11 protein-coding genes are annotated in these 19,142 nt (G+C 70.6%); 8 read left to right on the top strand and 3 right to left on the bottom strand.

Annotation, left to right across the window (positions count from 1 at the left end; all coding sequences use genetic code 11):
* Nucleotides 1-3: 3 nt before the first annotated feature.
* The 8 genes from ABTX60_RS00150 (at nt 4) to ABTX60_RS00115 (ending at nt 13,959) form a co-directional block, all read left to right on the top strand.
* Entirely contained in the window at nt 4-5,655 is a 5,652-nt protein-coding gene (locus ABTX60_RS00150; RefSeq protein ID WP_502992260.1) for a thioester reductase domain-containing protein, read from the top strand.
* A gap of 10 nt (nt 5,656-5,665) precedes the next feature.
* Nucleotides 5,666-6,994: an NAD(P)/FAD-dependent oxidoreductase gene (locus ABTX60_RS00145; RefSeq protein WP_352094794.1), complete on the top strand. Its 1,329-nt coding sequence runs from the start codon at nt 5,666-5,668 to the stop codon at nt 6,992-6,994.
* 178 nt (nt 6,995-7,172) lie between these two features.
* Nucleotides 7,173-7,598: a YybH family protein gene (locus tag ABTX60_RS00140; RefSeq protein WP_352094793.1), complete on the top strand. Its 426-nt coding sequence runs from the start codon at nt 7,173-7,175 to the stop codon at nt 7,596-7,598.
* Between the two features lie 112 nt (nt 7,599-7,710).
* Entirely contained in the window at nt 7,711-8,604 is an 894-nt protein-coding gene (locus tag ABTX60_RS00135) for an NAD(P)-dependent oxidoreductase (protein WP_352094792.1), read from the top strand.
* A gap of 216 nt (nt 8,605-8,820) precedes the next feature.
* Complete coding sequence (locus tag ABTX60_RS00130) at nt 8,821-10,272, top strand: flavin monoamine oxidase family protein (RefSeq protein WP_352094791.1); 1,452 nt, start codon at nt 8,821-8,823, stop codon at nt 10,270-10,272.
* A 35-nt stretch (nt 10,273-10,307) separates the two neighbouring features.
* Nucleotides 10,308-11,495, top strand: a complete 1,188-nt coding sequence (locus ABTX60_RS00125; protein ID WP_352094790.1) for a cytochrome P450 — start codon at nt 10,308-10,310, stop codon at nt 11,493-11,495.
* 60 nt (nt 11,496-11,555) lie between these two features.
* Nucleotides 11,556-12,320 (top strand): thioesterase II family protein, encoded by a 765-nt coding sequence (locus ABTX60_RS00120; RefSeq protein ID WP_352094789.1) that lies wholly within the window; start codon nt 11,556-11,558, stop codon nt 12,318-12,320.
* A 58-nt stretch (nt 12,321-12,378) separates the two neighbouring features.
* Nucleotides 12,379-13,959 carry an acyl-CoA carboxylase subunit beta gene (locus ABTX60_RS00115; RefSeq protein ID WP_352094788.1) on the top strand — a complete coding sequence of 527 codons (1,581 nt, stop codon included), beginning with the start codon at nt 12,379-12,381 and terminating at the stop codon, nt 13,957-13,959.
* A 24-nt stretch (nt 13,960-13,983) separates the two neighbouring features.
* On the opposite strand, the gene meaB is transcribed toward ABTX60_RS00115, so the two are convergent.
* The 3 genes from meaB to ABTX60_RS00100 are packed head-to-tail and all read right to left on the bottom strand — an operon-like array spanning nt 13,984 to nt 18,958.
* Nucleotides 13,984-14,976 (bottom strand): methylmalonyl Co-A mutase-associated GTPase MeaB, encoded by a 993-nt coding sequence (meaB, locus tag ABTX60_RS00110; RefSeq protein WP_352094787.1) that lies wholly within the window; start codon nt 14,974-14,976, stop codon nt 13,984-13,986.
* Nucleotides 14,973-17,147 (bottom strand): methylmalonyl-CoA mutase, encoded by a 2,175-nt coding sequence (gene scpA / locus ABTX60_RS00105; RefSeq protein ID WP_352094786.1) that lies wholly within the window; start codon nt 17,145-17,147, stop codon nt 14,973-14,975. The genes meaB and scpA overlap by 4 nt, the downstream gene beginning before the upstream one ends.
* On the bottom strand, nt 17,147-18,958 hold the full coding sequence (locus ABTX60_RS00100; protein ID WP_352094785.1) for a methylmalonyl-CoA mutase family protein: 1,812 nt from the start codon (nt 18,956-18,958) through the stop codon (nt 17,147-17,149). Before ABTX60_RS00100 ends, scpA begins: the two co-directional genes overlap by 1 nt.
* Between the last annotated feature and the right edge of the window lie 184 nt (nt 18,959-19,142).

Below are 19,142 nucleotides of genomic sequence, written 5' to 3'. Positions count from 1 at the left end.
ATGGTGGATGAGAAGAAGCTCGCGGAATATCTGAAATGGGTCACCGCCGACCTGCAAAAGGCCCGGCAGCGCATCGCGGAACTGGAGTCCGGCCGAGCGGAACCGGTCGCGATCGTGGGCATGGCCTGCCGCTATCCGGGAGGCGTGCGCTCGGCGGACGATCTGTGGCGCCTCGTCGCCGACGGCCGGGACGCCATCACCGAGTTCCCGGCCGACCGCGGATGGGATGTCGACGCGCTCTACGACCCCGACCCGGACGTACCCGGCACCACGTACACCCGGGAAGGCGGATTCCTGGACGGGGCCACCGAGTTCGATGCCGCGTTCTTCGGCATCTCGCCTCGCGAGGCGCTCTCGATGGACCCCCAGCAGCGGGTGCTGCTGGAGACCGCCTGGGAGACCTTCGAGCACGCGAGGATCGACCCGACCGCCCTGAAGGGCGCCGACGTCGGTGTCTTCGTCGGCGCGGTGGAACAGTCCTATCTGGGGCTGGCCGGCCCCGAGGAGTTCGAGGGCTACCTGCTGACGAGCAAGCTCGGCAGCGTGGTGTCCGGCCGGATCTCCTACTCCCTCGGCTTCGAGGGCCCCTCCATGACCGTGGACACGGCGTGTTCGTCGTCCCTGGTCGCCATGCACCTCGCGGCGCAGTCGCTGCGCACCGGGGAATCGAGCCTCGCCCTCGCCGGCGGTGTGACGATCGCGGCGACCCCTGGCGGGTTCGTCGACTTCTCCCGGCAGCGCGGCCTGGCGCCCGACGGCCGGTGCAAGTCCTTCGCCGCCTCCGCTGACGGCACCAGCTGGGCGGAAGGCGTCGGGCTGGTCCTGCTCGAACGGCTCAGCGACGCCGTGAGCAACGGGCACCGGGTGCTGGCCGTGCTGCGTTCCTCGGCGGTCAACGCCGACGGCGCCTCCAACGGACTCACCGCCCCCAGCGGCCCGTCGCAGGAACGGGCGATCCGGACCGCGCTCACCGGGGCACGGCTGGACGCCTCCGACGTGGACGTCGTCGAGGCGCACGGCACCGGCACCCGGCTCGGTGACCCCATCGAGGCCCAGGCGCTGCTGGCCACCTACGGCGCCGCACACACCCCGGAACGCCCCCTGTTCCTGGGCTCGTTGAAGTCCAACATCGGGCACTCGGTGGCGGCCGCCGGCGTCGGCGGAGTGATCAAGATGGTCCAGGCGCTGCGGCACGCCGAACTGCCGCGGACGCTGCACGTCGACGAGCCGACACCGCTGGTCGACTGGTCCACGGGAGCGGTCGAGCTGCTCACCGAGCCCCGCGCTTGGCCGCAGACGGGCAGGCCGCGCCGGGCGGCGGTCTCCTCGTTCGGTGTCAGCGGCACGAACGCGCACCTGATCCTCGAACAGGCACCGGAGGAGGAGCCGGTCGTCGTCGAGAACCCGGCACCCGCACCCGCGTTCCTCCCCCTGCCGCTGGCCGCCAAGAGCCGGCCGGCCCTGTCCGCCCAGGCGCGCGAGCTGATGTCGTACGTCGAGGAGAACCCGGGTCTGTCCCCGGTGGACCTGGCCTACTCCATGGCCACGACACGTGCGGCCCTGCCGCACCGGGCCGTGGCGGTCGGCTCGGACACCGAGTCGTTGCTCGCGGCCCTGCGTGCGCTGACCGAGGACGGCGCCCGTACCGCGGCGCCCGGCAAGGGCGGAAAGCTGGGCTTCCTCTTCACCGGCCAGGGTGCTCAACGTGTCGCCATGGGCAAGGAGTTGTGCGAGGCGTTCCCGGCGTTCGCCGAGGCTTTCGACGCGGTGTGCGCGCAGCTCGACCCACATCTGGAACACCCGCTGCGTGCTGTGCTCGAGGACGAGAGCCGGCTGACCGGGACGGGCCATGCCCAGCCGGCGCTGTTCGCGCTGGAGGTCGCCCTGTTCCGGCTGTTCGAGTCGTGGGGGATCAGGCCGGACTTCCTCGCCGGTCACTCGATCGGCGAACTGTCCGCGGCGCATGTGGCCGGGGTGCTGTCGCTGCCGGACGCGGCGGCCGTGGTCACCGCACGCGGCAGGCTCATGCAGGCACTGCCGGCGGGCGGGGCGATGGTCGCGCTGCAAGCCACCGAGGACGAGATCGCGCTCCTGCTGCGGTCGAACGGAGCCGCGGCGATCGCCGCGGTCAACGCCCCGGTCTCGACGGTGGTGTCCGGAGACCGCGCCGCCGTCGAGGAGATCAGCGAGACCGTGCGGTCCTGGGGACGCCGCACCAAGCAGTTGACGGTCAGCCACGCGTTCCACTCGCCGCTGATGGATCCGATGCTCGAAGAGTTCGGCCGGGTGTTGCGCAAGGTCTCCCTGCACGCGCCGGGCATCCCCATCGTGTCGACGGTCACCGGCCGGATCGCCACCGAGGAACAGCTCCGCTCCCCGGAGTACTGGGTCGGCCAGGCACGGCAGCCGGTCCGCTTCCTCGACGCGACCCGGACCCTCGCCGAGCAGAACGTGGACGTCACCCTGGAACTGGGTCCCGCCGGAGTGCTCTCGGCCATGGTCGCCGACAACGCACCCATCACCCCCGTCGCCGCGGTGCGCAACGGACAGGCCGAGGCACGCGACGTGGTCGCGGCGTTGGGCGGCCTGTGGTCCGCCGGGATCCCCGTCGACTGGCCCGCCTTCTTCGCCGGCACCGGAGCGCGACGGGTGGACCTGCCGACCTACCCGTTCCAGCGAGAGCGGTACTGGCTGAAACCCACCGCGACCGCCATGCCGGCGACGACCGTGCCGAGTGCGCGGGACTCGGTCCTTCGCGTCGACTGGACCCCGATCACCCCGGCCGCACCGACGACGCCGCCGGCCCTGGCCAGGTTGCGCGTCGGCGGGGTCGACTTCCCCGCCGGGCCGGAACTCACCGCCGGTGCACCCTTCGACGAGGTGGCGGACGCCTTGGCCGCGCTCCGCTCGGACGCGCCGTTCGACGCTCTGCTCGTCCCGCTGGTGTTCTCCGCGGGCGGCGATGTGCCCCGGCGTGCCGAGGAAACCGCGCAGCAGGTGCTGACTCTGGTCCAGTCGTGGCTGGCGGACGACCGGGCCACCGACGTCCCGCTGGTCGTCCTCACCCGGGGGGCCGTGTCCACCGGCCAGGACGGCACCGACGTCTCGGACCTCGTCGCCGCACCGCTCTGGGGACTGCTGCGGTCCGCGCAGTCGGAGGCGCCCGGCCGCATCGTGCTGATCGACGTCGACGAAAACCCGGCGTCGGTGGCGGCCGTGCCGTCGGTCCTGGCGTCCGGACGGCCGCAGACCGCCGTCCGTTCCGGCCAGGTGCTCGTGCCCGGCCTGGCCGAGGTGCCGCCGGGCGGTGAGCCGCGGACCGGTGCTCGGTGGCGTTCCGGTGGCACCGTGCTGATCACCGGGGGGACCGGGGCGCTCGGCGGGTTGTTCGCGCGTCATCTGGTCCGCGCGCACGGCGTGTCCCGGCTGTTGCTGGTCAGCCGCCGGGGACCCGCGGCGGCCGGTGCCACCGAACTGGCCGCCGAACTCACCGGACTCGGCGCCGAAGTGCGCGTCGTCTCCTGTGACCTCGCCGACCGGGAAGCCCTCACGGCACTGCTGGACACCGTCCCGGCAGAGCACCCCCTCACCGGGATCGTGCACGCCGCCGGGGTGCTCGACGACGGCATGATCGCGGACCTGACCCCGGACCGGCTGGCGGCCGTGCTGCGGCCCAAGGTGCACGCGGCGTGGAACCTGCACGAACTCACCCTCGACAGGGACCTGGACGCATTCGTCCTGTTCTCGTCCGTCGCGGGCATCATCGGCGGTTCCGGCCAGGCCAACTACGCCGCGGCCAACACCTTCCTCGACGCCTTGGCCGGCCACCGATCGGCACTCGGACTGCCGGCGACCTCGCTGGCCTGGGGCCTGTGGGCGCACGAAGACGGCATGAGCGGGCACCTGACCCCGACCGAACTCGACCGGATCGCCCGCTCCGGCCTGCTCACCATCACCGAGGACACCGGTCCGGAGCTGCTGGACCTCGCGCTCGGAACCGGTCGCCCCGCGCTGGTGGTCACCCCGGTCGACCGGGCCGCCCTGCGGAAGAACGCCCGACGAGCGCCGCTGCTGCTGCGCCGCCTGGTCCAGAACACCGACCAAGGCGCCGAGGAGTCCCCGGCCGACGACGAGCTGCTGTCCGAGCGGCTGGCGGGACTGTCGCCGTCCCGCCGGCGCGAGCTCGTGTCGGACTTCCTCCACCGGGAGGTGGCGTCGGTGCTCGGGCACTCCGTGCCGGGTGCGATCGAAGAGCACCAGCGCTTCTCCGACTCCGGGTTCGACTCGCTCACCTCGGTCGAGCTGCGCAATCGGCTCGCGGAGGCCACCGGCCTGAAACTGCCGCCTTCGCTGATCTTCGAACACCCCACCCCGAAGAAGCTGGTGGAGCACCTGTGCACCCTCCTGGCCACCGCTACCGGCAAAACCTCTGAAGGCGCCGAAGTCGATTTCGCCGCCGAGGTCCACCTCGACGAGGACATCCGGCCGGCCGGCGTGATCAGCCGTGTCGCGGCCGACCCCGACGAGATTCTGCTGACCGGCGCCACCGGGTTCCTCGGCGCGTTCCTGCTCCGCGACCTGATGCGGTCGACCACGGCCAGGGTGCACTGCCTGGTGCGGGGGACCGACCAGGCCGACGCGACCCGCCGGCTGCACGAGAACCTGGCCTGGTACCAGGTCCGGGAGGACATCGACCCGGCCCGGCTCTCCGTCGTCGTCGGCGACCTGGCCGCCGAGCGGCTGGGCCTGACCGAAACGGAGTTCGACGACCTCGCCGCGCGGGTCGACGTCGTCTACCACGCCGGCGCGACGGTGAGCTGGCTGCGGCCCTACACCGAACTCGCCCCGGGAAACGTGGGCGGCACCCGGGAGGTGCTGCGGCTGGCCGCGGCACACCGGACGGTTCCGGTGCACTACGTGTCGACGACCGGGGTGTTCCCCGCACCCGGCCCCGACGCCGCACCCGCCACCGTGACCGACCCGACCGGCCCCGCACACCTGCTGCACAACGGCTACCTGCAGAGCAAGTGGGTGGCCGAGCAGGTCATCGCGCTCGGCAGGAGCCGGGGACTGCCCGTGTCGATCTACCGGGTGGACGTCGTGTGCGGCGACCGGGTCACCGGCGCCTGCCAGACCAAGGACTTCGTCTGGCTGAGCCTCAAGGGCCTTCTGGAAGCCCGAGCGGTACCCGACAGTCTCGCCGGGGTCGTCCACATGGTCCCGGTTGACTACGTCAGCGCGGCGGTCGTGGCCCTCTCGCGCCAGGACACCGCCAACCGGACCTTCCACCTCTACAACCGGCAGAACCAGACGTTCACGGAGTTCGTCGACCACCTCAGGTCCTTCGGCTACCACCTGCCCGAAGTGGACTGGGACTCGTGGTCGGCCCGGGTGCGCTCGGACCGGAAGAACGCCGTCGTCCCGCTGCTGGATTCGTTCGAGGGCATGAACGCGGGCCAGGGCACGGCCACTTACCCGCCGATCGACGTCTCGGACACCGAACACGCACTGCTCGGCACCGGCATCGAATGCCCGCCGGTCGATCGAGAGCTGTTCGACAAGTACGTGAATTTCTTCGTCCGTGCGGGCTACTTCCCGTCCCGCGCGCCCGTTCAGGACGAGCAGAGGAGTGACCACACCAGTGGAAAGAACTGATCGTCAGCGCGTGATCGTGCTCGGTGCGAGTATGGCCGGGCTGCTGGCAGCGCGCGTACTGGCCGACCAGTACGCCGAAGTCCTGGTCGTCGACCGCGACGACCTGACCGAAGACGACGCCGACAAGGGCCACAGGGACATCCGGCGGGGCGTCCCGCACGGCGGGCACCTGCACAACCTGCTGGCCGCCGGCCTGCTCGCGCTGGAGGACCTGCTCCCGGGCATCACCGAGGAACTGACCGCGAACGGTGCCGTGGCCGGCGACGGCACCGCCCATGTGCGGTGGATCGTGAACGGCACCCGCATGCCCAAGCCGCACTCCGGCCTGCCCCTGCTGTCGGTCAGCCGGCCGCACCTGGAGCGGCGGGTGCGCGGACGCGTGCGTGCGCTGCCCAACGTGACCTTCCTGGAGCGCACCGACATCGCGGGGCTGCTGACCACCCCGGACCGAACCGCCGTCGTCGGTGCCCGGATCGTGCGGGGGGACACCGAAACCGACCTGACCGCCGACCTGGTCGTCGACGCGACCGGACGGCGTACCCGGACCCCCGCGTGGCTCGCGGAGTTCGGCTACCCCGAGGTCGAGGAGGAACGACTCACCGTCAACGTCGGCTACACCACCCAGTACTACCGACTGTCCGAGGACCGGATGGCCGACGAGGTCTCCATCGACATCGGTGGCTCGGCGACACTCCCGCGGGGGGCGCTGTGCGCGAAGGTGGAGGACGGTCTCGCCGTGGTAACCGGCTACGGCATAGCCGGCGATTACCCGCCTCATGACACCGCGGGTTTCCACGACTTCCTGAAATCGTTGGCCAGCACCGATATCTACGACGTGGTGCACGACCAGGAAACTCTCGGGAAACCGCTGTCCTACCGGTTCCCGGCAAACCTGCGCCGCCGCTACGAGCGGATGAATTCGTTCCCCGGTGGACTGCTCGTCATCGGTGACGCCGTGTGCAGCTTCAACCCGGTCTACGGGCAGGGCATGACGGTGGCGGCACTGGGAGCCACGGTGCTGCGCGACCACGTCTCGCGGCCGGGGACCGTGGACCCGGGAGGCTACCTGGCCGACCTCGCGGCCAGGGCCGTCGACCACGTGTGGGCGCTCACCACCGGCGCCGACCTCGCCTTTCCCGGCGTGGGCGGCGAACCGAGCGAGGAGCAACTGGCCGAGTACGCCTACCTGGACCAGCTGCTGGACGCCGCGTCGCGGGACGGGCGACTGCTGGTTGCCTACGCGCGCGTGGCGTTCCTCCTCGACCCGACCGACGCGCTGGTGACCCCGGAGATCCAGGAAGCGGTGGCGCGGGCGTCGAACCGAGCAGGTCAGGAGTAACGAACAGCATTCCACCGCTGGATTCTTCTGCCGGGCGGTCTTTCCCCGGTAATTGAAGCGGTGCACCGCACCTCTGCGCACGATTACCGGAAGGAGACCGGCCCCGGAGTCCACGCTGGTAGCGTGCGAAGGGATCTCTCCCCCCAGGTTCTTCCCAAGCGAATGGAGTAAATGCGCCGTGGCGGACAGCACTTACACGCTGGTCTCTGACATAGAAAAGCATCAGGAGGCGTTCGGATTAGCGTTCAACTCCGGCGACGCCGACGCGGTGAACGCGATGTACACCGACGACGCGGTCGGAATGTGGGAGCCGGGACATCCGCTCCGCGGTCAGGTGCGTCGTGAATACGTGACCGAGTTCCTGGCGAAGCGCAAGCCCTCCGTGGAGGCGACCGTCCGCCAGCAGCTGGTGGTCGGCGACACGGCGATGCTCGTGGTCGAATGGCAGATGGAGGCGCTCGACGAGAACGGCGAGCCGGAGTCCCTGGAGGGCGTCGCCATCGACGTCCTGCGCCAGGGCGAGGACGGCTACTGGCGTTACGTCGTGGACAACCCCTTCGGTGTCAGCGGCCCGTGGAGCGCCGAGGACGAGGACCAGGCCTGACCGACGGTCCGGACGCGGGGGCCAAGACAGCCTCCGTGTCGCCACCCGGAACCGGCGAACGAACCATCACACCCACCGCGGCGGACGCCGCACTGAACACGGAGAACTACCTGTGTCCACTCATTCAGCCTCCGAGTCCCCGGTCACCGTTGTCGGCCTGGGCCTGATGGGCCAAGCACTGGCCAAGGCCTTCCTGGCTCAGGGTCACCCGACGACCGTCTGGAACCGCTCGGCCGGCAAGGCCGACGACCTCGTGGCGGACGGCGCCACCCTCGCCGACTCGGTCAAGAGCGCGGTCGAGGCGAGCCCGCTCGTCGTCATCTGCGTCTCGGACTACGACGCCGTCCACGGGCTGCTCGACCCGGTCGGCTCCTCGCTGTCGGGCCGTACCCTGGTCAACCTGACCACGGCCAGCTCCACCCAGGCGCGGGAAACCGCCGAGTGGGCGGCCAAGCTCGGCGCCGACTACCTCGACGGTGCGATCCTGGCACTTCCGCAGGCCATCGGCACCGCCGAGGCCACGCTGCTGTACTCCGGTCCGCAGGCCGCATACGAGAAGCACCAGGCCACCCTCCAGGTGCTCGGCGAGACCGGAACGGTCTACATCGACGAGGACCACGGCCTGTCCGCCCTGTACGACATGTCCGTGCTGAGCATCATGTGGGGCGTCCTGAACAGCTTCCTGCACGCCGCCGCACTGCTGGGCACCGCCAACGTCAAGGCGAGCACGTTCGCGGGCATGGCCACCACCGCGATCAATGTGACGGCCGACTACGTGACCGCGTACGCGGAGCAGATCGACGAGGACAAGTACCCGGCCACCGACGCCACCGTCAACGTCCACGTGGGCGGGATGCAGCACCTCCTCGAGGAGAGCCAGGCGCTCGGCGTCAGCACCGAACTGCCGAAGTTCTTCCTGGAGCTGGCGCAGCGCGCGGTGGCCGACGGCAACGCCGAGGACAGCTACGCGGCGATGATCAAGCAGTTCCGCAAGCCCTCCGCCTGACTTCGCACCGCAACCGGCAGAGCCGGGAATCCGGATCACGCGCGTCGCGATCTGCGTTCCCGGCTTTGCCCGGAAGCCGTTCGACAACTGCTCGTCAGAAACCCGATCTCGCGAAATCTGCACAGCCGCACAGAAAACACACGGGGGAAACACGTGTTCAGCAATCGCGACAGAAGCAACAAAGCCGCGTCTCGCAACGCCCTTTCCAGGCGAGCCGTGCTCAGGACGGGAAGCCTGGCCATCGCCGGCACCGCGCTCGGCGCGGGCCTTCCCACAATCGCCGAGGCCGCCGAAGGGGCGGACCTCACCGACCGTCAGAACTACGACGCCATCGTCGTCGGGGCCGGGCTGGCCGGCCTCGTCGCCGCCCGCGAACTGCGCAAGAAGGGCCTCCAGGTACTCGTGCTAGAGGCGCGTGACCGCATCGGCGGACGCACCTGGACAGACACCTTCAACGGGTACGAGATCGAACGTGGCGGCTCCTGGGTCGATCCGCTGCAGCCGCACATCTGGCGTGAGATATCGCGCTACAACCTGAAGATCGTGGCCGACGCGGGTCCCGAACGCGTGCTCATGCCGACCCTGACCGGCTTCGCCGAGTACGACCCGGTCACGGCCTACACCCGGCAGGGCGAGCTGTTCACGCCGTTCTTCGACGGCTCACGGGAGTACTTCCCCAAGCCCTACGCGCCCTTCACCCGCGAGGACCTGATCACGCCGTTGGACCGGCTGTCCCTGCGCGACCGCCTCGACCAGCTCTCGTACGCGCCCGAAGACGAGATCCGCATGATCAGCACCACTGGGCTGTACGGCGCGCCGACCTCGCGTGGATCGATGCTTCAGCTCGCGCAGTGGTGGGCGCTGGCGGGCTGGAACTACACGGGCTTCTCCGGGGTCAACACCTACCGCATGGAACGGGGAACCATCGCGCTGGCCAACGCGATCCTGGCGGACGGCAAGCCGGACCTGAAGCTCAAGTCCCCGGTCGCCTCCGTCACTCAGCAGAGCGGCAAGGTGAAGGTGGTCACCCGGGCGGGCGCCGGTTACACCGCGGCCGAGGTCGTCATGGCGGTGCCGGTCAACGTCTGGAAGAAGATCACCTTCAATCCGGTCCTGCCGCAGGCACACCGGGACGCCACCACTCAGGGCTACGGCGTGCCGCGCCAGAAGAAGCTGTGGCTGGACCTGGCCACCCCCAGCGACCGGTTCATCGCCGAGGCGCCGGAGGACCACCCCTTCGTCATCATGGGCCGGCTGAACGAGAACGCCCCCGTCGTGGCCTTCACCGTCAACAGCACGCTGGACGTCAGCAACCGGGCGCGGGTCGAGTCCGAGGTCAGAAAGATCCTGCCGTCGGCAACGCTGCGCAGCTACACCGTGTCGGACTGGGAAGCGGACCAGTACGCCCTCGGCGGGCCCGCGTTCCGGCAGCCCTTGCAGCTGACACGACTGCACCGCGCGGTCAACGAGCCGTTCGGACGGGTCAAGTTCTGCGGCGACGACCTCGCTCTCGGCTGGATCGGCTACATGGACGGCGCCATCGAATCGGGCCTGCGGGTAGCCGGTTCGCCGACCTTGTCGCCCTCGCCCGCAGTCGCGCCGGACACCCGGGGCCTGGCCCTGCCGGACGTCGATCCCAAGGTCTACCGCTCCATCTTCGGCCTGTGAACAACAACCCAGTGGCAGTCAGATCAGGGGTGGCCATGCCTGTGACAGACACATCCGCGACCGAACCCGTGGACTCGCTGTTCACCTGGTTCCGCGAGATGCAGGACCAGCATCCGGTCCATCACGACGACGAATACGGGTGGCAGCTCTTCCGGCACGCCGACATCACCCGTGTCCTCACCGACCCGAAGACGTTCTCCTCGGAGACGGTGCGGCTGTTCAACGAACCACAGGCCGATCTCGACCTGTTCCTCATGGGCAACCTCGTCACCAACGACCCGCCTCATCACCGCAATCTGCGCCGGGTCATCAACCAGGCCTTCACCCCGCGCGCGGTGTCGGGTCTGTCCGAGCGGATCAAGGGGACCATGGAGTCCCTGCTCGACGGCGTGTCCGGATCGAACAGGTTCGACCTGATCGAATCGGTGGCCTATCCCCTGCCGATCATCGTGGTCGCCGAGATGCTCGGCCTGCCGGCCGAGGACGTGCCCATGTACCGGGCGTGGGGTGACGCACTGGGCGCGCTCGACGCGGCGACCGTGCCACCGGAGGTGATGGAGTCCGACATAGCCCCCGCCATCCGGGAGATGAACGAGTACATCCTCGGGCATGTGCGCAGACGCCGGGAGAACCCGGTCGACGACATGCTCACCGGGCTGGCCCACGCCACCATCGAGGGTGAGCCGCTGCGAGACGGCGATCTGATCGGCCTGGTCGGACTCACGCTGTTCGCCGGCCACGCCGCATCCATGGCGATGATTGGCAACGCGATCCTCACCTTCGACCGCCACCCCGAGGCCTTCGCCGCAGTGCGCGCGGACCGCGACCTGCTGCCCGGCGCCATCGAGGAGTTGATGCGGTTGTACCCGCCCTTCTCCAGGATGGCGCGCGTGACCACCACCGAGACGGAGCTCGCCGGGCAGCAGGTCGGCAAGAACGAGCTCGTGACCCTGTGGGTCGGTGCGGCCAACCGGGACGCACAGCGCTTCCCGGACCCCGACCGCTTCGACATCCACCGCAACACCGGTGGACACATCGCCTTCGGGCAGGGCATCCACTTCTGTCTCGGCGCTCCGCTGGCCCGGCTCGAGGTCAGGATCGCGCTGAACGCGCTGTTCGACCGCTTCGACGAGATCGCCGTGGACTACTCGGCCGGTGTGGAGTTCGAGAACCCGATGCAGATCATCTGCCCCCGGCGGCTGCCGGTTCGGGTGTCCGGTTGAGGTGAGGCGTCGCCCCGAACGGCGGCATCGACAGGCAGCTCTGGAAAGGTCCTATCTCACATGACCACCGCACCTCTTGACGCGCTCTGGCTCAGGAACCTCAGTCCGGCTCCCGATGCCGCCGTACGCCTGGTCTGCTTCCCGCACGCCGGCGGTTCGGCCAGTTTCTTCTTCCCCATGTCGCGGGCCCTGGCGCCGGACGCCGATGTCCTGGCCGTCCAGTACCCGGGCCGCCAGGACCGGCGATCCGAGCCGGTCGTCACCGACATCACCCTGCTCGCCGACCGGGTCGCGGACCGGCTGGCCGCCGCGTCCGACGGCCGGCCGCTGGCCCTGTTCGGGCACAGCATGGGATCACTCGTCGCCTTCGAGGTGGCCGAGCGCCTCCAGGCCCACGGCACACCCGTCTCCGCGCTGATCGTGTCCGGGCGCCGCGCTCCCCACCTGCGCCGCGAGGAGGACGTCCACGTGCGGTCCGACGACGGGCTGGTCGCGGAACTGCGCGCGCTGAGCGGCACGGACTCCGAGCTGCTGGGCGACGAGGAGATCCTCCGAATGATCCTCCCCGCCGTCCGCGGCGACTACCGGGCCGTGGAAACGTATCTGCGCCGCACCCCGGCCCGGCTGACCTGCCCCGTCCTCGCACTGCTGGGGGACAGCGACCCCCGGGTCGACCCCGATGAGGCACGCGGCTGGGCCGACCACACCACCGCCGGCTTCGACCTGAGCATCCTGCCCGGCGGCCACTTCTACCTCGTACGGGAACAGCCGGCCGTGCTCGCGGCCATCAGGGAACGCCTCGGCATCCTGCCCGTGGCGGGCTGACGGAAGACACGCACGGGCCGCGCCTGATCGACGACGCACTGACGAGGAGTTCACCGCGATGTCCCTGACCGAGACACCGAGCGGCCCCGCCGGCGCACGTGGCAGGGTGACCGAACTGCACGAGATCCGTGCGCGGGCGGTGGCCGGACCGAGCGAGAAGGCGACCGAGGCGCAGCACGCCAAGGGCAAGCTGACCGCGCGGGAGCGCATCGAACTCCTCCTCGACCCGGATTCCTTCCGTGAGGTCGAGCAGCTGCGCCGGCACCGGGCCACCGGCTTCGGCCTGGAGGCCAAGAAGCCGTACACCGACGGTGTGATCACCGGCTGGGGCACGGTGGAGGGCCGCACGGTCTTCGTCTACGCGCACGACTTCCGCGTCTTCGGCGGCGCGCTGGGCGAGGCCCACGCCACGAAGATCCACAAGATCATGGACATGGCCATCGCGGCCGGTGCCCCGCTGGTCTCGTTGAACGACGGCGCGGGCGCCCGTATCCAGGAGGGCGTCTCGGCCCTCGCGGGCTACGGCGGCATCTTCCAGCGCAACACCAAGGCGAGCGGGGTCATCCCGCAGATCTCGGTGATGCTCGGCCCGTGCGCGGGCGGCGCCGCCTACAGCCCGGCCCTCACCGACTTCGTGTTCATGGTCCGCGACACCTCGCAGATGTTCATCACCGGCCCGGATGTCGTCAAGGCGGTCACCGGCGAGGAGATCACGCAGAACGGCCTGGGCGGCGCGGACGTGCACGCCGAGGCGTCCGGCGTGTGCCACTTCGCCTACGACGACGAGGAGACCTGCATCGCGGAGGTCCGCTACCTCCTCTCCCTCCTCCCGCAGAACAACCGCGAGAACCCGCCGACGGTGATGACGGGCGACCCCGCGGACCGGCGTTGTGAGGTTCTCCTCGACCTCGTACCGGCGGACGGCAGCCGTCCGTACGACATGGCCCGGGTCATCGAGGAACTCGTCGACGACGGCGACTACCTGGAGGTCCACGAGCGCTGGGCCCGCAACATCATCTGCGCGCTGGGCCGGATGGACGGCCAGGTCGTCGGCATCGTGGCGAATCAGCCGCAGGTGCTGGCCGGCGTGCTGGACATCGGGGCCTCCGAGAAGGCGGCCCGTTTCGTCCAGATGTGCGACGCCTTCAACATCCCCATCGTCACGTTCCTGGACGTCCCCGGTTTCCTGCCCGGCGTCGACCAGGAGCACGGTGGCATCATCCGGCACGGCGCGAAACTGCTGTACGCCTACTGCAACGCCACCGTGCCGCGCATCAGCATCGTCCTGCGCAAAGCCTACGGCGGCGCCTACATCGTCATGGACAGCCAGTCCATCGGCGCCGACCTCACGTACGCCTGGCCGACGAACGAGATCGCCGTCATGGGCGCGGAGGGAGCGGCCAACGTCATCTTCCGCCGCCGGATCGCCGAGGCGGAGGACCCGGAGGTCGTGCGGGCACGCCTGATCAAGGAGTACAAGGCCGAGCTGATGCACCCGTACTACGCGGCCGAGCGCGGCCTGGTCGACGACGTCATCGACCCCGCCGAAACCCGCGAGGTGCTGATCAAGTCCCTCGCGATGCTCCGGACCAAGCACGCCGACCTGCCCTCCCGCAAGCACGGCAACCCTCCGCAGTGAGGACCGGCCGGAGGTTCCAAACCCTCAGGAACCGTCCGGACCGGAGCCCCCGAGTGCCCCCAGAATCCGCTCAGCGGCGAGCGTGGGCGTCAACTCACCGTCCCTGACCCGCTGTTCGAGGGCCGGCGCCAGGGCCCGTACCGCCGGATCGGCGTGCAGGCGGCCGAGGAGTTCGTCGCGGACCATGGTCCAGGTCCAGTCGACCTGCTGGTCACGGCGCTTGGCGGTGAGGCGGCCGGTCGAGTCCAGCAGCGTGCGGTGCTGTTCCAGGCGTTCCCACACCGTGTCCAGGCCGGTCGACTCACGCGCGCTGCAGTGCAGGACCGGCGGCGTCCAGAACGCGTCCTTGCCGTGCATCAGCCGCAGGGCACCCGCAAGTTCGCGCGCGGCGGCCCGGGCGTCGCGCTCGTGCGGCCCGTCCGCCTTGTTGACGGCGATCACGTCGGCCAGCTCCAGCACGCCCTTCTTGATGCCCTGGAGCTGATCGCCCGTGCGGGCGAGGGTGAGCAGCAGGAACGTGTCGACCATGTTCGCCACGGCCGTCTCGGACTGGCCGACGCCGACCGTCTCCACCAGGATCACGTCGTAGCCGGCCGCCTCCATCACCACGATGGACTCGCGGGTGGCCTTGGCGACCCCGCCCAGCGTCCCCGCCGTGGGGGAGGGGCGCACGAACGCCGCCGGGTCGACGGCCAGGCGCTCCATGCGGGTCTTGTCGCCCAGGATGGAACCGCCCGTACGGCTGGAGGACGGGTCGACGGCCAGGACCGCGACCCGGTGCCCGAGCGAGGTCAGAAGCGTGCCGAACGCGTCGATGAACGTCGACTTGCCCACGCCGGGCACCCCGCTGACGCCGATCCGCCGGGCCCGGCCGCTGTGCGGCAGCAGCGCGGTCAGCAACTCCTGGGCGAGCGCCCGGTGCTGGGCCCGGGTCGACTCGACGAGTGTGATCGCGCGGGCGATGATCGCCCGCTTCCCGTCGAGCACGCCCTTCACATACGCGTCGACATCGATCACAGGTCGTGCCCGAGGCCGTCCGACAGTCGCTGCACCAGGTCGTACGCCGCGTCCGGGATCACCGTCCCGGGCGGGAAGACGGCCGCGGCCCCCATCTCCAGCAGCGTCGGCACGTCCTGCGGCGGGATCACCCCGCCGACCACGATCATGATGTCCTCGCGGCCCTCCTCGGCCAGCGCCTCGCGCAGCGCCGGGACGAGGGTGAGGTGACCGGCGGCCAGCGAGGAGACGCCGACGATGTGCACGTCCGCCTCGACCGCCTGCCGTGCCACCTCGGCGGGCGTCTGGAACAGCGGGCCGACGTCCACGTCGAAACCGAGGTCGGCGAACGCCGTGGCGATCACCTTCTGGCCGCGGTCGTGACCGTCCTGGCCCATCTTCGCGACCAGGATGCGCGGGCGGCGGCCCTCGGCCTCCTCGAAGGCGGACACCAGGGTGCGGGTGCGGTCCACGCTCGGGGACTCTCCGGTTTCGTTGCGGTACACGCCGGAGATCGTACGGATCTGCCCCGCGTGCCGGCCGTACACCTTCTCCAGGGCGTCGGAGATCTCCCCGACGGTGGCCTTCGCGCGGGCCGCGTGCACCGCCAGCTCCAGCAGATTGCCCTCGCCGCCGGCGGCCCGGGTCAGCGCGTCCAGCGCGTCCTGGCAGACCCGCTCGTCCCGCTCCGCGCGCAGCCGCCGCAGCTTCTCGATCTGCTGCGCCCGCACGGAGGAGTTGTCGACCTTCAGCACGTCGATCTGCTCGTCGGACTCCACCCGGTACTTGTTGACGCCGATGACCGGCTGGCGGCCCGAGTCGATCCGGGCCTGGGTACGGGCCGCGGCCTCCTCGATACGCAGCTTCGGGATGCCCGCGTCGATGGCCTTGGCCATGCCGCCCGCGGCCTCGACCTCCTCGATGTGCTGCCAGGCCCGCCGGGCCAGGTCGTACGTCAGCTTCTCCACGTACGCGCTGCCGCCCCACGGGTCGATCACGCGGGTGGTGCCGGACTCCTGCTGGAGCAGCAGCTGCGTGTTGCGGGCGATGCGCGCCGAGAAGTCGGTCGGCAGCGCGAGCGCCTCGTCGAGGGCGTTGGTGTGCAGCGACTGCGTGTGCCCCTGGGTCGCGGCCATCGCCTCGACGCAGGTGCGCGTCACGTTGTTGAACACGTCCTGCGCGGTCAGCGACCAGCCCGAGGTCTGCGAATGGGTGCGCAGGGACAGCGACTTGGCGTTCTGCGGGTCGAACTGCCTCACCAGCTTCGCCCACAGCAGGCGCGCCGCCCGCAGCTTGGCGACCTCCATGAAGAAGTTCATGCCGATCGCCCAGAAGAACGACAGCCGCGGCGCGAAGGCGTCCACGTCCAGGCCGGCCTCACGGCCCGCCCGGATGTACTCCACGCCGTCCGCGAGCGTGTACGCCAGCTCCAGGTCGGCCGTCGCACCCGCCTCCTGGATGTGATAGCCGGAGATGGAGATGGAGTTGTAGCGCGGCATCCGCTGTGAGGTGTAGGCGAAGATGTCGGAGATGATCCGCATCGACGGCTTCGGCGGATAGATGTAGGTGTTGCGGACCATGAACTCCTTCAGAATGTCGTTCTGAATGGTTCCGGCCAGCTTCTCGGGCGGTACGCCCTGCTCCTCCGCCGCCACGATGTACAGCGCCAGCACCGGCAGCACGGCGCCGTTCATCGTCATCGACACGGTCATCTTGTCCAGCGGGATGCCGTCGAACAGCTGCCGCATGTCGTAGATCGAGTCGATCGCCACGCCCGCCATGCCGACGTCGCCGGTCACCCGCGGGTGGTCGCTGTCGTAGCCCCGGTGCGTGGGCAGGTCGAAGGCGACCGACAGGCCCTTCTGGCCGGCCGCGAGGTTGCGCCGGTAGAAGGCGTTGGACTCCTCGGCCGTCGAGAAACCGGCGTACTGGCGGATCGTCCAGGGCTGGTTGACGTACATCGTCGGGTACGGGCCCCGCAGGTACGGCGCCGCGCCCGGCCGCGTGTCGAGGAAGTCCAGGCCCTCCAGATCACGCCCGGTGTAGAGCGGCTTGACGGCGATGCCCTCCGGGGTCTCCCAGAGCAGGTCGTCCCCGCCGGAGGCGTTCTTGACCGCCGTGCGCCACTCGTCGGCGCCGCCGTCGGGGGCCGGGGTGCCCAGCTCGATGCCGGAGAAGTCGGGGATTCCCATCAGGACACAACTCCCATGCGGTCGAGGGTGGCGGACAGCACGGCGACGGCGTCACAGCCCGCGAACACGTACGCGTCGACCCCGGGGTGCTCCCCGGGACGGCCCGCGAGGAACACATGCCGGGCACCGGCGGCCTTCAGCTCCCGCACGGTGGCCTCGGCCTGCTCCGCGTACAGCGCGTCGCTGGAGCACAGCACGGCCTCCGTCGAACCGCTCTCCTCGAAGGTGCCCTCCGTGACCGGCTCGATGCCGCCGGCCTGGAAGAGGTTCGAGGCGAAGGTGAGACGCGCGGTGTGGGCGGCGGCAGGGCCCAGCGCGGCGAGGAAGATCCGCGGCCGCGACCCGGTCGCGGCGAGATGGGCGTCGGAGCGGGCGCGCAGCGCCTCGTAAGCCTCGTCACGGCGCACGCGGGGCAGCCCGCCGGAGCGCGGCTCGGGAGCGTCCGCGCGGACGACCGGCTTCTCCGCGAGGAACGGGAACTCGCTGACGCCGGTGATGGGTTCGCGCCGCTTGGCCAGCCGGCCGGTGCGGGCCTGCCAGGTCTCGGCGAGATCCCGCTCCAGGTCGCCCGACCGCAGGGCGGCCGCCAGGCCGCCGAGCCGCTCGATCCGCCGGAAGAACTCCCAGCCCGCCTGGGCGAGTTCGTCGGTGAGCCGCTCCACGTACCAGGAGCCGCCCGCCGGGTCGATGACCCGGGCCAGGTGCGACTCCTCGATGAGGATGGTCGAGGTGTTGCGGGCGATCCGGCGGGCGAACGCGTCCGGCAGGCCCAGGGCGTGGTCGAAGGGCAGCACGGTGACCGCGTCGGCCCCGCCCGCGCCGGCGGCCAGCGTGGCGATCGTGGCGCGCAGCATGTTCACCCACGGGTCGCGGCGCGTCATCATCACCGGCGACGTCACGACGTGCTGGAGCTGCGCCCCCGCGCGCGGCGCCCCGCAGGCCTCGGCCACCCGGGCCCACAGCCGGCGCGCGGCCCGCAGCTTGGCGATCGTCAGGAACTGGTCCGCGGTCGCCGCGTACCGGAACTCCAGTTGCGCACAGGCCTGTCCGACGTCCAGCCCGGCCCCGGTCAGCTCCCGCAGATACGCCACCCCGGTGGCCAGCGAGCAGCCCAGCTCCTGGGCGGCCGAACCACCGGCCTCGTGATACGGCAGCGCGTCCACGGTCAGCGCCCGCAACCCCGGGTACTCCTCGGCGCACAGCCGCGCGAGCTCCGCCGCCGGAGCGCTCTCGCACCGCTGCCCGGTACGGGCCTCGTGCCCGAGCGGATCCGCACCCAGGTTGCCGCGCGCGGCGTCCCGGGCGACTCCCCGCTCCTCGTAGACCCGCAGCAACTCGCGCGCGGCGGACTCGGTGTCGCGCCCCGCGTCCAGGACGACGGGCGCCAGGTCGAGGTACACGCCGTCGAGGACCCGGCCGAGGTCCGGCACGGCGATGCCGCCTTCTCCGACCGTCAGCCAAAGGGACGTGACGCCGTTCTCCAGATCCCCGAGCACCGCGTCACGGTCGGCCGCCGAGTGCCGTTGCCGTACGTCCCAGCCGCCGACCGTGTTCCCCTCGGCGCGGCCGCCGCGCACAAAGGGGGCGAAGCCGGGGAAGCCCGGCTCGGGCGCGGCGTCGTGGGCGGTGTAGAGAGGGCGGGTGCGCAACCCGTCCTCCAACGCGGTGGACAGGGCTTCCTCGGCCTCGGCCCCCTCGACGTCCTTGCCCGATTTGCGCAGCACACCCGCCACAAGGCGCTGCCACTGCTCGTGGGGCACGTCAGGGAACTCGCCGGCCAGCTCAAGCCCGTCGTCAGGCAGGACCGTCATGCTCGGATGTTAGGCCACGTTAACGAACGAGCAGCAGGGGGAACGGCTGTGACCTTGCCCTCGCCCCGGCTGTGACCTCGCTCTCCCTGCCCCTGCGACCTGCCCGGGAGCCGGAATCGCAGCCCATGTTAGCGACGGATCCGCCCCCCGGGGGCCCGATGCGTCAAGGTGCCGCCAAGGCCGC

It is taken from the genome of Streptomyces sp. NPDC126510, from assembly GCF_040302345.1.
GTDB lineage: Bacteria > Actinomycetota > Actinomycetes > Streptomycetales > Streptomycetaceae > Streptomyces.
The sequence above is the reverse complement of the archived record's forward strand: the minus strand, read 5'-3'. Positions and strand labels throughout refer to the sequence as shown.